Here is a 13602-nt window from a genome sequence, read left to right on the forward strand (position 1 = left end):
GGAGCGGCCCGGGGCCGGGGTCAGTTGCCGACACGGCGGCGCAGGTCCTGGAAGGCGGTGTAGTTGGCGATGACCTCGATGCGCCCGGGCGGAGCCTGCTGCACGGCCTCGTCCAGGTTCTCGCAGACCCGGAAGTCGAGCCCGGCCACTTCGAGGCGGACCGCGAGGTCCAGCTTGCGGTCACCGAGCACGAAGATCGGGTGGCCCGCGAGCTGGGTGTAGTCGACGTCCCACAGCCACGAGGTGTCCGTGCCGTCCGCGCCGCGCGCGTTCACCGAGAGGATCACCGGGGTCGGCGGCGGGTCGATCAGCGAGAACGTCTCCAGCCAGCCCGCCGGGTTCTTCGCCAGCAGGAGCCGCAGCTCACGGCCGAGGAAGCTCACCACGTCGTACCGGCCGGCGACGGCCTGCACCTGGTACATGCGCTCCAGTGCCACCTGCGGCGGCACACCGAAGACGGCGGCGACGGCCGCCGAGCTCGTGGCGTTGGCCTTGTTGGCGCGACCGGGGAGCTGGAGGTGGATCGGCCACGCCGAACCGTGCGGGTCGAGCACGTAGTCGCCGTGCAGCACCCAGCTCGGCGGCGGACGCCGGAAACCGCACTCGCCGCAGAACCAGTCGTCGCCGGGGCGCTGCATGACGCCGCCGCAGGACGGGCAGGACCAGGCGTCGTCCTTCCACGCCTGGCCGGCCGCGACCCACACCACGTTGGGGGAGGAGGAGGCCGCCCAGACGATCAGCGGGTCGTCGGCGTTGGCGACGATCACGGACTTGGAGCCGGACAGCCCCTCGCGCCACTTCTCGGCCAGCATCCGCGTCTCCGCGGCCCGGTCCAGCTGGTCGCGCGAGAGGTTGAGGAGCGCGATCACCTTGGGCGTCGTGTCGCGGGCCACCCCGGCGAGGTACTTCTCGTCGACCTCGATCACGCCGTACTGCGCGTCGGAGCCGCCGGCCAGCGCCGACGTGATGCCCGCGGGCATGTTGGCGCCGAGCGCGTTCGACACGACCGGGCCCGCTGCGCGCAGCGCCTCGGCGATCAGCCGGGTGGTGGTCGTCTTGCCGTTCGTCGCCGAGACGAGGATCACGTCCAGATGCTGCGCCAGCCGCCCGAGCAGGTCGGGGTCGAGCTTGAGCGCCACCCGGCCGCCGATCACCGATCCGCTGCCCCGCCCGGCCGCCCGCGACACCGCCGCAGCGGCCTTGCCCGCCGTCACGGCCAGCTTGGCCCGCGGCGACAACGGCTCCGTGTTGCCTGCCATCGTCCTAGATCCTCCTTGCATCGGTCCGCCGCCCAGCCTATCGATGTCCGGCACCATGACCGCACGGCGGCACCGTCCGGCACGTGGACTTCCCTTGGAATGGAGGACGCGTGAGCGGGCCGTCGCGTTCTCCGTGGGCCCGCGGGCGAGGGAATCCGGGTGCACGGGCGGCCGGGGGCGCGCTACCGTCGGCGTATGGACGTCAACGGCATCACCACCACCGCGACCGCGCGAGCGACCAGCTCGCCGGTTGCCGCCGTCTGACATTCCCTTCCCCCGGCGACCGGAAACGGTCCGTCGGTGGTGCCGCGGTGATTCCTCCCCGGCCGGGTGACCCAACGGTTCCGTTCTCCGGCGCCTCCCCGCCACCGCGAAGGAGCCGTCCCCATGGAAACCGAACAGATCGCCCGTACCTTCCTGGAGTACTTCGAGGAGCGAGGCCACCGCCGCATCAACGGCTCCACCCTGCTGCCGCCGCCCGGCGACCCCGTGCTCTTCACCACATCCGGGATGCATCCCCTCACCCCGTACCTGGAGGGCCGCCCGCACCCGCTGGGCAGCCGGCTGGCCGGCCGGCAGCGGTGCCTGCGCACCACCGACCTGGACGAGGTCGGCGACGCCACCCACCTCACCGTCTTCGAGATGCTCGGCAGCTGGTCGCTGGGCGACTACGAGGGCCCGCGGAGCCTGGAATGGGGCTACGGGCTGCTCACCGAGGGACTGGGCATCGACCCCCGCCGGCTGCACGCCACGGTGTACGCCGGGGACGAGCACACCGAGCGCGACACCGCCTCGCTGCGGGTGTGGCAGGAGCTGGGCGTCCCCGTGGAGCCGGCCGTCGAGGACAACTGGTGGTCCAACGGGCCGACCGGGCCGTGCGGACCCGACTCGGAGATCTTCCTGTGGAGCGGCGAGGGGCCGCCCGTGTCCACGCCCACCGGGGACGACCGCTGGGTGGAGGTGTGGAACCACGTCACGATGAGCCACCGCAGGCTCGACGACGGCTCACTGGTGCCGCTGCCGCGGCGCAACGTCGACACCGGGCTCGGCCTGGAGCGGCTGGCCTCGCTGCTCCAGGGCCGGCGCTCGGTCTTCGAGTGCGATGTCTTCGAGCCCTGGCGCCGGCTCGTACCGCCCCTGTGGCCGCTGGACGAGCCCTCGCTGCGGCTGGTCTGCGACCACCTGCGCTCCGCCGTCGTCGTCATCGGCGACGGCGTCCGCCCGGCCGCCACGGGCCGCGGTTATGTGCTGCGCCGCCTGCTGCGACGGGCCCTGACCGTGCTCCGGCGCGACGACCCCTCGCGCACGCTCGGCGATCTGCCGTCGGAGCCGGTCCGGCACACCCTGGACCGCTTCCGGCAGGACGTGGAACCCGGCGAGGTGCTGCGCGTGCTGGCCGACGAGGAGCGACGGTTCGTCCGGCTCCTGGAACGCGGACGGCAGGTGCTGGCCCGGCCCCGGTTCCGCGGGACGCTGACGGAGGAGGACCTCCACTACCTCCACGACACCCACGGGCTGCCCCGCGACCTGGTCACGGCCCTGCGCGAGGAGTGAGACGACGGCGGTGCCGGGGCTGCCCGCCCCGGCACCGCCGTCCGTCGCGTGTTACGGGGTGACCACGCTCCCGCCGAAGGACACGACCAGGCGGCCGTCGGAGGCGAACGACCAGTCCAGGGCCCCGTCGTACGCGGAGCACCGGGAGCCGTTCGAGCCCGTCCAGAACTGGTTGGAGCCGTCCGCGTCGCCGACGGTCTTGTCGTTGGAGCCGTCACCGCTGCGGCAGGAGGTGTTGCCCCGGAACACCGAAGTGCCCTTGTCGAAGGAGAAGTTGCGCTCCTCGTTGTCGATGCCGACGTTGTCGGACACGGTCATCGAGCCGGGGTTGCTGTTGTAGGTGAAGCCGTGGTGGCCGTTGTTGTAGGCGATGTTGCGCCGCACTATGTGGTTGACCTTGATCCCGTCGCCGCCGAGCTTGAAGCCGTTGCGGTCGCCGTCCTCGTTCACGGTGCCGTCGGAGAGGGTGCCGTTGTCGTAGCTGAGGGAGTCCTCGATGGTCACCGGGCCGATGGGGCCGGTCTCCGTCTTGGTGTAGAGGTCCCAGCCGTCGTCGATGTTGTTGTGCGAGACCGTGTAGCGGAAGACGTTGCCGGGGCCCGCGGTGAGCTTGGCGGCGAACCCGTCCGCGTCCTCGCCGTCGGAGTCCGCGTTGTCGTGGGACTCGGAGCTGAGGACGAGGTTGTTCGCCGGCCACTCGTCGTCGGGGGTGTCGGAGGAGATCCGGGAGATCTGGAGCCCCGAGTCGTGGTTGAAACGGGTTACGACGTGCTCGATGACGTTGTCGCTGCCGCCGACGAAGATGCCGTTGTCGCCGGCGTGCTCGACCGTGAGGCCGTCGATGTGCCAGTAGTCGCCGTTCACCGCGAGGCCGCGGTTGGCCGGGTCCTCGCTCATCTCCGAGAAGTTCAGCACGGGTTGCTCGCCCGGGTAGGCGGCCATGGTGGTGCGGGCGCCGGACGTGCCGTCGTTGCCCGGCGGGATGGTGACCGTCTGCCCGTAGCGGTACGTGCCGCCGCGCAGGTAGATCGTGCCGCCGGCGTTCACCCGGCTGATCGCCGAGGCGAGCGTGGTGGGGTCCGACTCGGTGCCGGCGGCGTCGGCGGTCCCGTCCGGCGCCACGTACAGCGCCGAGGCCGCCAGGGAAGCGTTTTCCTGACCAGGGGCGGCTTGTGCGGTGGTGCCCAGGACGGCGAGCGAGCCGGCGAGCAGGCCGGCACATGCGAGAACAGGCTTGAGCTGCATCTTCTACTCCAGGTGGGGGGAGTGGGCCGGACGGGTTGCCGTCCAGCGGGGTGCAAGCGCTTTCCATCGACCGTAGAGTGACGCCATGGGCACGTCAATGGTCATGCATGTATTCGCCAATCGGATATGTGAACAGCGAGCCGTCTCTACGCGAAGATGTACGGGCGCAGCACCATGAGGGAGTCCTCCGGCGTCGCCACCATGGCGAAGGGGAACCGGTCGAGTTCGAGGCAGAGCGCCGCGTCATCGGGGTGGGCCCCCTCGCGCACCCCCTGCGCCAGCTCGGCGGCGGCCCGCGAATCACCGGCCCTGCGCAGGTACGGCTCCGCGTCCGCCGCCTCTCCGGCCGCCCGCCGTGCGATGTACTGGGCGCACGCCAGGTCCTCGTCGGCGCGCCCGTCCTCCCCGGTGACCACGAACGTGACGTCGTCGCAGCCGCGTTCCCGCAGCAGCCGCGCCGTCGCCTCCGCCACCACGAAGCCGGCGCACAGCACCAGGGGCGCGTCCTTCACCGCGAGGGCGCCGACCGTCCCGGCCGTGGTCTTCTGCACCACGGTCCGGCCGCCCAGCTTTCGTGAGCGCAGCAGCCCCGGCGAGTTGACGGCGTCGAACCCGGGCGCGGGCGCCCCGTCCTTGAGCGTCACCCAGTCCGGGTGGCGGCCCTTGAGCTCCAGCGCCTCGTCCAGTGAGCCGGCGAGCACGATCTTCTCCGCACCCCGGGCGAAGGCCCAGGCGGCCACGGTGCAGGCGCGCATGACGTCGACGACGACCGCCACGGAGGGGGTCGCGGGCAGCTCGGCCGTACCGGAGAAGCGGGCATCCATCCGTCCATGATCACCCATGGCCGGCCGTGTCCGCCCGGGCGGTGGTGCGGCCGACGGCCCGGAAGGGCCCGGGCGAGCGCGAGCAGGGCGCTGACGCGGGGCCCCGGCAGGCCGTCCGGCGTTTTCGGGGCCACCCCGTGGAACGTACGATGAGCGCCATGCGCCACCGCCCGATCCCCGGCAGTTCCGGAATCGTCCGCACCATGAGCCTGCTCGGCGACCCGGTCCTGCACGCGGTGTGCGAGCCGGTCACGGAGTTCGGCCCCCCGCTCGCCCGGCTCGTCGAGGACATGTTCGCCACGATGTACGAGGCGCGGGGCGTCGGGCTCGCCGCCAACCAGATCGGTGTGCCGTCACGGGTGTTCGTCTTCGACTGCCCCGACGACGAGGAGGTGCGCCACCTCGGGCACGTGGTGAACCCGGTCCTGGTGGAGGCGGACGGGATCACGGTGCGCGGCGCCGAGGGCTGCCTCTCGCTCCCCGGCCTCGAGGCCGGCACCCCGCGCTTCGACCACGCGGTGGTCGAGGGCGCCACCGTGACGGGTGAGCCGGTGCGGATCGCCGGCACCGGATTCTTCGCCCGCTGCCTCCAGCACGAGTGCGACCACCTGGAGGGCCGGGTCTACACCGACCGGCTGACCGGGCTGCGCCGGGCCCGGGTGCTGCGGGCGGCCCGCCGGGCGTCCTGGGCGCGTACGGGCTGAGCCGGCCGGCGGCCCGTCAGAAGCCGGGCCCGTCCTCGCGGTCGCCCGCCTCGGCCAGCCTGCCCCAGAGGAGGTCGGCGAGGCTGCGGACCAACTGCTCGCGCGAGCAAGGGCGTTCGCCCAGCCACCAGTCACCGGCCGCATGCATCATGCCGACGATGCCGTGCCCCCAGATCCGGGCCATCGCCTCGCTGTCGGGGCCGAGGTCCACCCGCTCCGCGATCACCGTGGCCAGCTCCTCGCCCAGGCGGCGCAGCAGCGGTGCGGAGTGCCGGCCCACGTCGAAGCCCTGCTCGGGGGAGGGGGCCGAGTCGTCGGACGGGTGCATCAGGAAGCGGTAGACCTGCGGGCGGGCCTCGATCGCCGCGAGGTAGGTGTCGAGCGTCGACTCGACCCGGGCGCGCCGCTCGGCGGGGGCGTCGAGCGCGGCGCGCAGGGCGCTCAGCAGCGCGTCGGTGTGCCGCTTGGCGAGGGCCCGGTAGAGCCCGCCCTTGTCGCCGAAATGCCGGTAGAGGATCGGTTTCGTGATGCCCGCCTCCGCCGCGATGGCGTTCATCGAGGCCCCGGGCCCGTCCCTGAGCACCACGCGGTCGGCGGCTTCGAGCAGCTCTCGGCGGCGGCGCTCGGCCGTGGTCCGCTGGCGCTCGGCCTGTCGTGTGGTCTCCATGTCGTCTCTCCCACCCCTGACCGTGCCTGTCCGTCGTGCCTGCGCAACGTAACACCCCGGCCGACGGGGAGCGGATGGCGTCTCATGCGGTTGACACAGGCTACTTGCCAGTAACAGACTGTTGTTACCGCAAGTAACGAAGCGCTTCGACGGCAGTACGTGGAGGGGAACATGGCCGAGTTCACGCTTGAGCTCAACGATGACCAGAAGCAGGTCCGTGACTGGCTCCACGGCTTCGCCGCGGACGTGATCCGTCCGGCCGCCGCGGAGTGGGACGAGCGTGAGGAGACGCCCTGGCCCGTCATCCAGGAGGCGGCGAAGGTCGGGATCTACTCCCTCGACTTCTATGCCCAGCAGTTCTTCGATCCTACGGGGCTCGGCATCCCGATGGCCATGGAGGAGCTGTTCTGGGGCGACGCCGGCATCGCGCTGTCGATCGTCGGTACGGGCCTGGCGGCCGTCGGCGTCCTCGCCAACGGCACCGAGGAGCAGATCGGCACCTGGATCCCGCAGATGTACGGGGACGCCGACGACGTGAAGGTCGCGGCCTTCTGCTCCTCCGAGCCCGACGCCGGTTCCGACGTCGCCTCGATGCGCACCCGCGCGGTCTACGACCAGGCCAAGGACGAGTGGGTGCTCAACGGCACCAAGACCTGGGCGACCAACGGCGGCATCGCCAACGTCCACGTGGTCGTCGCGGTCGTCGACCCGGAGCTCGGCTCCAAGGGCCACGCCTCCTTCATCGTCCCGCCGGACACCCCCGGCCTCTCCCAGGGGCAGAAGTTCAAGAAGCACGGCATCCGCGCCTCGCACACCGCCGAGGTCGTGCTGGAGGACGTGCGCGTACCGGGGCACTGCCTGCTCGGCGGCAAGGAAAAGCTGGACCAGCGCCTCGCCCGCGCCCGCGAGCGTGCAGCCACCGGTGGCGAGCGCGTGAAGAACGCGGCGATGGCCACCTTCGAGGCGTCCCGCCCGGCCGTCGGCGCCATGGCGGTCGGCACCGCCCGGGCCGCGTACGAAGTGGCGCTCGACTACGCGAAGACGCGCACCCAGTTCGGCCGCCCGATCATCGACAACCAGGGCGTCGCCTTCCAGCTCGCCGACATGCGGACCCGGATCGACGCGGCCCGGCTGCTGGTCTGGCGCGCCTCCTGGATGGCCACCACCGGCAAGCCGTTCGAGTCGGCCGAGGGCTCCATGTCCAAGCTGTACGCGAGCGAGACGGCCAAGAAGGTCACCGCCCAGGCGATCCAGATCCTCGGCGGCAACGGCTTCACCCGTGAGTATCCGGTGGAGCGCATGCACCGGGACGCCGCGATCTACACGATCTTCGAGGGCACCAGCGAGATCCAGCGCCTGGTCATCGCCCGCACCCTGTCGGGCATGCCCATCCGCTGACCGCCTCGCGAGGCCCGTCCGGCCCCGGCCCCCGTCCCACCGGCACGTTCCGGGGGGACGGGGGCCGGGGCCGCGGGGCGCTCGCGATGGTGTGCACCTGCCATGTACCTGTAGATTCCCGGTGGAGATCGTGACCGGGTGATGGAGGGAGCAGGGCATGGGGAGAGCCGGTGCGGGACGGATCGCGGTGACCGCGGCGGCGGCTTTCGGGCTCGTGGTCACCGTGCAGACGACGGCGCACGCCGAGCCCCGGACGGTCGAGGCCGTCTTCGGCGGCTACGGGGAGTGGAACGCGGACCCGTACGGCGCCGCCCCCGGCGACTCGATCCGCGCCTGCGACACCGTCGCCGATGGCTGGAGCATCGAGGTGAAGCTGGACATCGGCCGGGACGGCACCTGGGACCGCACCGCCACCACCCGCGGCCACACCTCGCCGTACTGCACGCCGTGGAAGACCGGCAACATCAAGGAGGGCACCCCCGTCCTCGTCCAGGTGGCGAACGTGGGCGGCGATGCCACCTACCCCAAGGGCTCCGTACTGCTCAGCCGCGCCTGAAGCACGTGCTACGCCGGCAGCTGCGCCTCGATCGCCGCCACCAGCTCGGGCGCGTCCGGCTCCGTGCGGGGGCGGATGCGGGCGACCGGCTCGCCCGCCGGTGAGATCAGGAACTTCTCGAAGTTCCACTGGACGTCCCCGGCCTCGCCCTCCGCGTCCGCGAGCCGGGTCAGCTCCACGTACAGCGGATGCCGGTCCGCGCCGTTCACCTCGGTCTTCTCCAGCAGCGGGAAGCTCACCCCGTACGTCGTCGAGCAGAAGGTCTCGATCTCCTCGGCGGTTCCCGGCTCCTGGCCGCCGAACTGGTTGCACGGCACACCGAGCACGGTGAACCCGCGGTCCCCGTACTCCTTCTGAAGCCGTTCCAGACCCGCGTACTGCGGGGTCAGCCCGCACTTCGATGCCACGTTCACCAGCAGCACGGCCTGCCCGCGGTAGTCGCCCAGCGTCGCCGGCTCGCCGGACAGGGTGCGCAGCAGAATGTCGTACAGCGTCATGGATGTCTCCTCGTCGGTGTCTTCCCGGCCCATTCTCACCCCACGGCCGCGCCGGCGACGCGGCCGACCGCCTTGTAGTAGAAGGTCGTCGGCTTCAGGACCCCGTCGGGCCCTGCCGCGTAGTCGGGAACGGACCCGCACTCCGTCCACCCCGCCGCCCGGTACAGCCGCTCCGCAGGGCTGCCGCTCTCGGTGTCCAGGACCAGGAGCGAGACGCCGTCCTCGGCCGCCGCACGCTCCGCCGCGGCCAGCAGCTCACGGCCGAGCCCGCGCCCGCGCGCCGAGGGCCGGACCATCAGCTTGGTCACCTCCGCGCGGTGGCGGGCGTTGGGCAGCGGCGCCCGGACCAGGCCGATGGTGCCCGCGACGCGCTCCCCGTCCCGGGCGATCCACGCCTGGAGCCACCCCGCCTCCACGGCCGCGGCCCGGGCGCGCCACCACTCGGCGGCGGCGCCCCGGTCCAGGGGCGCCAGGAAGCCCACGGACGAGCCTCCCTCGACGGTCTCCACCAGCAGGGCGGCCAGTTCATCGGCGTAGGTGACCAGCTCGGGGCCGGACACCGGGACGATCTCGGTCATGGGGGAGGTCCTTCCGTGGGACGCCGGGCCGCATCCCCGCGCGGGCCGGCTGCGACGTGATCCTAAGCGGGTGCCCGGCGGGCAGCGGACGGGGCTGTCGGCCGTCCCCCTGCCCGCCGTACTGCCGGACACGCGCCCTCGTGACACTCTGGAAGCGGAACGTCCGGTTCAGCTCTGGCCCACGCCGGGCGACCATGCCAGAAAAGGAGGCCCGACATGGCCAATACGGGCAGCGCACCGGCGGCTTCACACGGCACCGGCGGATCACACCATCCCGCGCGCACGGGCTGGACCGCGTTCGCCGCGGTCCTGATGATCTTCGGTGGTGCCATGGCGATCTTCCAGGGCATCGCGGCCATCGCCAAGGACGACGTCTTCGTCGCCACGCGCAACTACGTTTTCGAATTCAACCTGACGGGCTGGGGGTGGATCCACCTCATCCTCGGAATCGTCATCGTCCTCGCCGGCTGCGCGCTGTTCACCGGCGCCTTCTGGGCGCGGGCGGTGGGCGTGGTCCTCGCCGGGCTCGGCGCACTGGCCAACTTCCTGTGGCTGCCGTACTACCCGCTGTGGTCCATCGTGCTCATCGCCATCGACATCTTCATCATCTGGGCGCTCTGCGCGGGCCCGGACCACCACCGCGCGAAGGCCTGACAGGGCCTCACCGCTCCCTCAGCAGAACAAGCGTGTCGCCCGGAGCCGGCTCCGGGCGACCGTTCTGTGTGGCGGGGACCAGCCGGCCCTCCGGCCGCACCACGAACAGCAGGTGCTCCCCGGGCGCCGGCGGACTGTCGGCCGGCCGGGTGACCACGCGTGCCCCGGCCTCGTACTTGCGGGCGATCTCGGGCCGGGTGAGACCGGGCCCGAACAGGGCCACACCGTCGGTGTACGGGGCCACCACACCGTGGTTCGCGGAGGGCGGGGCGAGCCGGCCGATCTCCCCCTCGACGCTCTCCCGGAGCGTGACCGACGCGAGCGCGTTGAAGTCGTCCTCGCCGGTGAGCAGCAGCACCGAGGTGATCCCCTCCAGCTCCGCACCGGCCCCGGTGGCCGAGGCGAACAGCTCACCGGGCGCCAGCTTCAGCCCCGCGGCCGTGATCCGCGCCCGTTCCTCGTCCGCGCCGGCCCACATCAGCACGTCGAGCCCCGCCGTACTCAGGGCGCACGCCAGGTCCACCGCCCAGGGCGCCCCGCCCACCAGCAGCGGCCGGGACCGGGCGGGCCGCAGCACCCCGAGCCGCCGCGCCGCCGGGAACGCCGTCAGGCCGTAGAGCGTCACCGTCGCCACGATCACCACGAAGGTTGCGGGCAGGATGCGCTCCGCACCGGCGATGCCGTGCCCGGCCAGTTCGGCGGAGAACGTCGAGGCGGTGGCCGCGGCGACGATGCCCCGGGGCGCCATCCAGCCGATGAACCACCGCTCCCGCGCGGGTACGTCGGTGCCGGCCGCCGCGAGGTGGGCGATGAGCGGCCGGGTCACCAGGACGAGGAGGGCGGTCAGCGCGAGCGAGGGCAGGACCACGTGCCGCAGCGAGGCCGGGGTGACCGTCGCCGAGATGGAGACGAAGAGCAGGCCGATGATCAGGGAGACCAGCGTCTCGAAGAACGGGCGGCGCACCGGCAGGTCGAGGCCGGGCAGATTGGCCATGGCCATCCCCATGACGACGGCCGAGATCAGCCCCGTGTCGTCCCGCAGCGCGTCGCAGGCCGCCGCCACCCCGACCACGGCGGCCAGCTGGAGCGACGTCTCCAGCTCCTCGCTGAGCCGCACCCGCCGCAGCACCAGCCACAGCACCGCCGCACCGGCAGCGCCGGCCCCCAGGCCCAGCGCCGCGCTCGCGAGGAAGTGCCCGAGCCCGCTGCCGAACCCCGGCCGGTCGCCCGCCACGACCCCGTGGAAGACGAGCGCCCCCAGAATGCCGCCGACCGGGTCGATCAGAGCGCCCTCCCAGACGAGGATGCGCCGCAGCCGCTCCGTGGGCCGCACGAAGGCGAGCAGCGGCCCCACGACCGTCGGACCCGACACGACGAGGATCGCCGCGAGCATGACCGCCGCCTGCCTCGACATGTCCAGCACCGGTACGGCGAAGAGCGCGGCGGACACCAGCGTGAGCAGCGCCCCCAGCCACAGCAGCCGGATCACCACCCGCCGGTTGTGCCCCCTGAGCCGCTTAAGGTCCAGCCCCAGCCCGGCGTCGTACAGGATCACGGCCACCGCCAGCGACACCAACGGCGGGAAGGCGGGGCCGAGCAGCCGTTCGGGGTCGATGTCGTCGGTGAGCGCCCCGGCGGTGAAACCGGCCGGCAGCAGCACGAGCAGCGCCGGCACCCGCAACCGCCTCGCCAGCAGCTGCGAACCGACCGCGAGGACCACGATCAGCCCGAGCCCCACGTACACCTGGTCCGCCGTCATCGACCCGCCTCCTCCGGCGCACCCGGGCGCCGGACGCGACCCGCACAGCAGCGCGCGCGACCACCTTCCGTGCCGCTGCCCGGCCGGGACGCGAGGGCTCGCCTCAAGAAGCGGACCCGGTGACCGGGATCGCCCGGACGGGCTATCCGCCGAGGCGGGACCCGCGCGCGGAGGGCCGCCCTCACGGCCGCGCGCGGAGGGCCGCCCTCACGGCCGCGCGCGGAGGGCCGCCCTCACGGCCGGACGCGCGCTACTCCCGCTTGTCGTCCCAGGGCATGCCCAGCCAGCTGTCGAAGGAGGTGACCAGCGCCGTCAGCGCCGCCGCCAGCCGCTGGTCGGTCCACTGCGCGTGCACGACGACCTCGCCGTCGGCGTGGAACTCGAACGGGGTCTCACTGGCCGCCCGCCAGCGGATGCGCCGGGGCCCGCGCGGTACGTCGCCGCCGCCATTCACCAGGCTGCCCACGCCGATCGCCAGCCACAGCGGGTACAGCAGCCACCAGACGTACCACCAGAAGATCCGGCCCTTGAAGCCGACGGCCTCGGGGCAGCCGGCCTGGGTGACCGTCCAGCGGGTGCGCAGGCCCTTGCCCGAGCACGCCTTCTCGCGCACGACGGTGCCCAGCACCTCCCCGTAGCCGCCCAGCACCTGATACGCCGAGACCCCGTCACCGGCCGACGCGGTGACGACCGTCGCCAGCCGGGCGCGGCGCTCCGGGTCGGCCCACAGGACGAAGGAACGGGCCCCGGTCCTGCGGGCCGCGAGGTAGGCGGGTATGCCGCCCGGCGGCAGTTCCCGCTCCAGATGCGCCAGCACCCGCGACTGTGCGCCCGGCATGTCCGTGACCTTGACGACATGGCTGAAGGGCGAGATGGGCGCGGGCGCCGGCGCGCCCTTGCGCGGCTTCCTCCCTGTGGCGACGGCACTCACTTTCAGGACGGTGGCCACGTGCGCGCTCCTCCGTTGCGATGATCCGGAAGTCGAACAGTAGCCCTACCGTCCTGAACGGGGTTACGCGGACGGGGCGTCGCCCAGCCGCCGGAACAGGCCCTCCTGCACCACCGACACCAGCAGATGGCCCGCCCGGTCGTAGATCCGGCCGCGCGCCAGACCCCGCCCGCCCGTCGCGACCGGCGACTCCTGGTCGTACAGGAACCACTCGTCCGCCCGGAACGGCCGGTGGAACCACATCGCGTGATCCAGCGAAGCCATGTCGAAGCCGCGCGGCCCCCACAGCGGCTCCACCGGGATGCGGACCGCGTCCAGCAGCGTCATGTCGCTCGCGTACGTCAACGCGCAGGTGTGCACCAGCGGATCGTCGCCCAGCGGCCCCACCGCACGCATCCACACCGCGCTGCGCGGGTCCGCGTCCTTGATCTCCTCGCGCGTCCAGCGCAGCCGGTCCACGTAACGGATGTCGAACGGCTGGCGCCGCGCCATCCGTTCCAGGGCCTCCGGCAGACCGCCCAGGTGCTCGCGCACCTCCTCGGCGACCGTCGGCAGCTCCTCCGGGTCCGGCACCACCCGGGCAGGCGGCAGCTGGTGCTCGAAGCCCGCCTCCTCCGGGCGGTGGAACGACGCCGTCAGATTGAAGATCGTCCGGCCCTGCTGGACGGCCGTCACCCGCCGGGTGGTGAACGACCTGCCGTCCCGGACGCGCTCCACGTCGTACACGATCGGCACACCCGGACGGCCCGGCCGCAGGAAGTAGGCGTGCAGCGAGTGCACCGGACGGTCCCCGTCCGTGGTGCGGCCGGCCGCCACCAGCGCCTGCCCCGCGACCTGGCCGCCGAAGACCCGTTGCAGGGACTCGTCCGGGCTGCGGCCCCGGAAGATGTTGACCTCGATCCGCTCCAGGTCGAGCAGGTCCACCAAAGGCTCGGCGGGGTTCGTCATGCCGTTCTTC

The 13602-nt window shown here is 72.6% G+C and carries 14 protein-coding genes; 5 read left to right on the top strand and 9 right to left on the bottom strand.

Annotated elements, in window-relative coordinates:
• Positions 1-20 precede the first annotated feature (20 nt).
• Positions 21-1259, bottom strand: a complete 1239-nt coding sequence (locus tag ACLQ2N_RS32285) for a Mur ligase family protein (RefSeq protein ID WP_073968916.1) — start codon at positions 1257-1259, stop codon at positions 21-23.
• Positions 1260-1646: 387 nt separating this feature from the next.
• On the opposite strand from ACLQ2N_RS32285, the gene ACLQ2N_RS32290 reads away from it, so the two are divergent.
• Positions 1647-2813: an alanine--tRNA ligase-related protein gene (locus tag ACLQ2N_RS32290; protein WP_425818678.1), complete on the top strand. Its 1167-nt coding sequence runs from the start codon at positions 1647-1649 to the stop codon at positions 2811-2813.
• Between the two features lie 51 nt (positions 2814-2864).
• On the opposite strand, the gene ACLQ2N_RS32295 is transcribed toward ACLQ2N_RS32290, so the two are convergent.
• Positions 2865-4058, bottom strand: coding sequence for a right-handed parallel beta-helix repeat-containing protein (locus ACLQ2N_RS32295; protein WP_425818680.1), 1194 nt, complete (start codon positions 4056-4058; stop codon positions 2865-2867).
• Between the two features lie 146 nt (positions 4059-4204).
• Positions 4205-4882: a 2-phosphosulfolactate phosphatase gene (locus ACLQ2N_RS32300; RefSeq protein WP_425818682.1), complete on the bottom strand. Its 678-nt coding sequence runs from the start codon at positions 4880-4882 to the stop codon at positions 4205-4207.
• Between the two features lie 149 nt (positions 4883-5031).
• Here ACLQ2N_RS32300 and def point away from each other — a divergent pair, with 149 nt between their 5' ends.
• Positions 5032-5586, top strand: a complete 555-nt coding sequence (gene def / locus ACLQ2N_RS32305) for a peptide deformylase (RefSeq protein WP_425818684.1) — start codon at positions 5032-5034, stop codon at positions 5584-5586.
• Between the two features lie 16 nt (positions 5587-5602).
• On the opposite strand, the gene ACLQ2N_RS32310 is transcribed toward def, so the two are convergent.
• Positions 5603-6253: a TetR family transcriptional regulator gene (locus tag ACLQ2N_RS32310; protein ID WP_425818686.1), complete on the bottom strand. Its 651-nt coding sequence runs from the start codon at positions 6251-6253 to the stop codon at positions 5603-5605.
• 171 nt (positions 6254-6424) lie between these two features.
• Here ACLQ2N_RS32310 and ACLQ2N_RS32315 point away from each other — a divergent pair, with 171 nt between their 5' ends.
• Together ACLQ2N_RS32315 and ACLQ2N_RS32320 are read left to right on the top strand one after the other, a co-directional pair.
• Positions 6425-7651, top strand: a complete 1227-nt coding sequence (locus ACLQ2N_RS32315) for an acyl-CoA dehydrogenase family protein (RefSeq protein ID WP_425818688.1) — start codon at positions 6425-6427, stop codon at positions 7649-7651.
• 157 nt (positions 7652-7808) lie between these two features.
• Entirely contained in the window at positions 7809-8207 is a 399-nt protein-coding gene (locus ACLQ2N_RS32320) for a hypothetical protein (protein WP_425818690.1), read from the top strand.
• An 8-nt stretch (positions 8208-8215) separates the two neighbouring features.
• Here ACLQ2N_RS32320 and ACLQ2N_RS32325 read toward each other — a convergent pair whose 3' ends face one another.
• Positions 8216-8704, bottom strand: coding sequence for a glutathione peroxidase (locus tag ACLQ2N_RS32325; protein ID WP_425818692.1), 489 nt, complete (start codon positions 8702-8704; stop codon positions 8216-8218).
• Positions 8705-8739: 35 nt separating this feature from the next.
• Positions 8740-9282, bottom strand: coding sequence for a GNAT family N-acetyltransferase (locus ACLQ2N_RS32330; RefSeq protein ID WP_425818694.1), 543 nt, complete (start codon positions 9280-9282; stop codon positions 8740-8742).
• Positions 9283-9498: 216 nt separating this feature from the next.
• On the opposite strand from ACLQ2N_RS32330, the gene ACLQ2N_RS32335 reads away from it, so the two are divergent.
• The gene (locus ACLQ2N_RS32335; protein ID WP_425818696.1) at positions 9499-9936 is read left to right on the top strand and encodes a DUF7144 family membrane protein; all 438 of its coding nucleotides are present in this window, start codon (positions 9499-9501) and stop codon (positions 9934-9936) included.
• Positions 9937-9943: 7 nt separating this feature from the next.
• Here the strand turns inward: ACLQ2N_RS32335 and ACLQ2N_RS32340 are convergent, their stop codons facing one another.
• The 3 genes from ACLQ2N_RS32340 to ACLQ2N_RS32350 all read right to left on the bottom strand — a co-directional run bounded on the left by ACLQ2N_RS32340 (position 9944) and on the right by ACLQ2N_RS32350 (position 13592).
• A complete protein-coding gene (locus ACLQ2N_RS32340) occupies positions 9944-11695 on the bottom strand; it encodes a cation:proton antiporter (RefSeq protein ID WP_425818698.1) in 1752 nt (583 codons plus the stop codon).
• 250 nt (positions 11696-11945) lie between these two features.
• Positions 11946-12644 (bottom strand): hypothetical protein, encoded by a 699-nt coding sequence (locus ACLQ2N_RS32345; RefSeq protein ID WP_425818700.1) that lies wholly within the window; start codon positions 12642-12644, stop codon positions 11946-11948.
• Positions 12645-12707: 63 nt separating this feature from the next.
• Positions 12708-13592 (bottom strand): acyl-CoA thioesterase, encoded by an 885-nt coding sequence (locus tag ACLQ2N_RS32350; RefSeq protein ID WP_425818702.1) that lies wholly within the window; start codon positions 13590-13592, stop codon positions 12708-12710.
• Between the last annotated feature and the right edge of the window lie 10 nt (positions 13593-13602).

The sequence above is a fragment of the Streptomyces sp. DT224 genome (assembly GCF_049844595.1).
GTDB lineage: Bacteria > Actinomycetota > Actinomycetes > Streptomycetales > Streptomycetaceae > Streptomyces.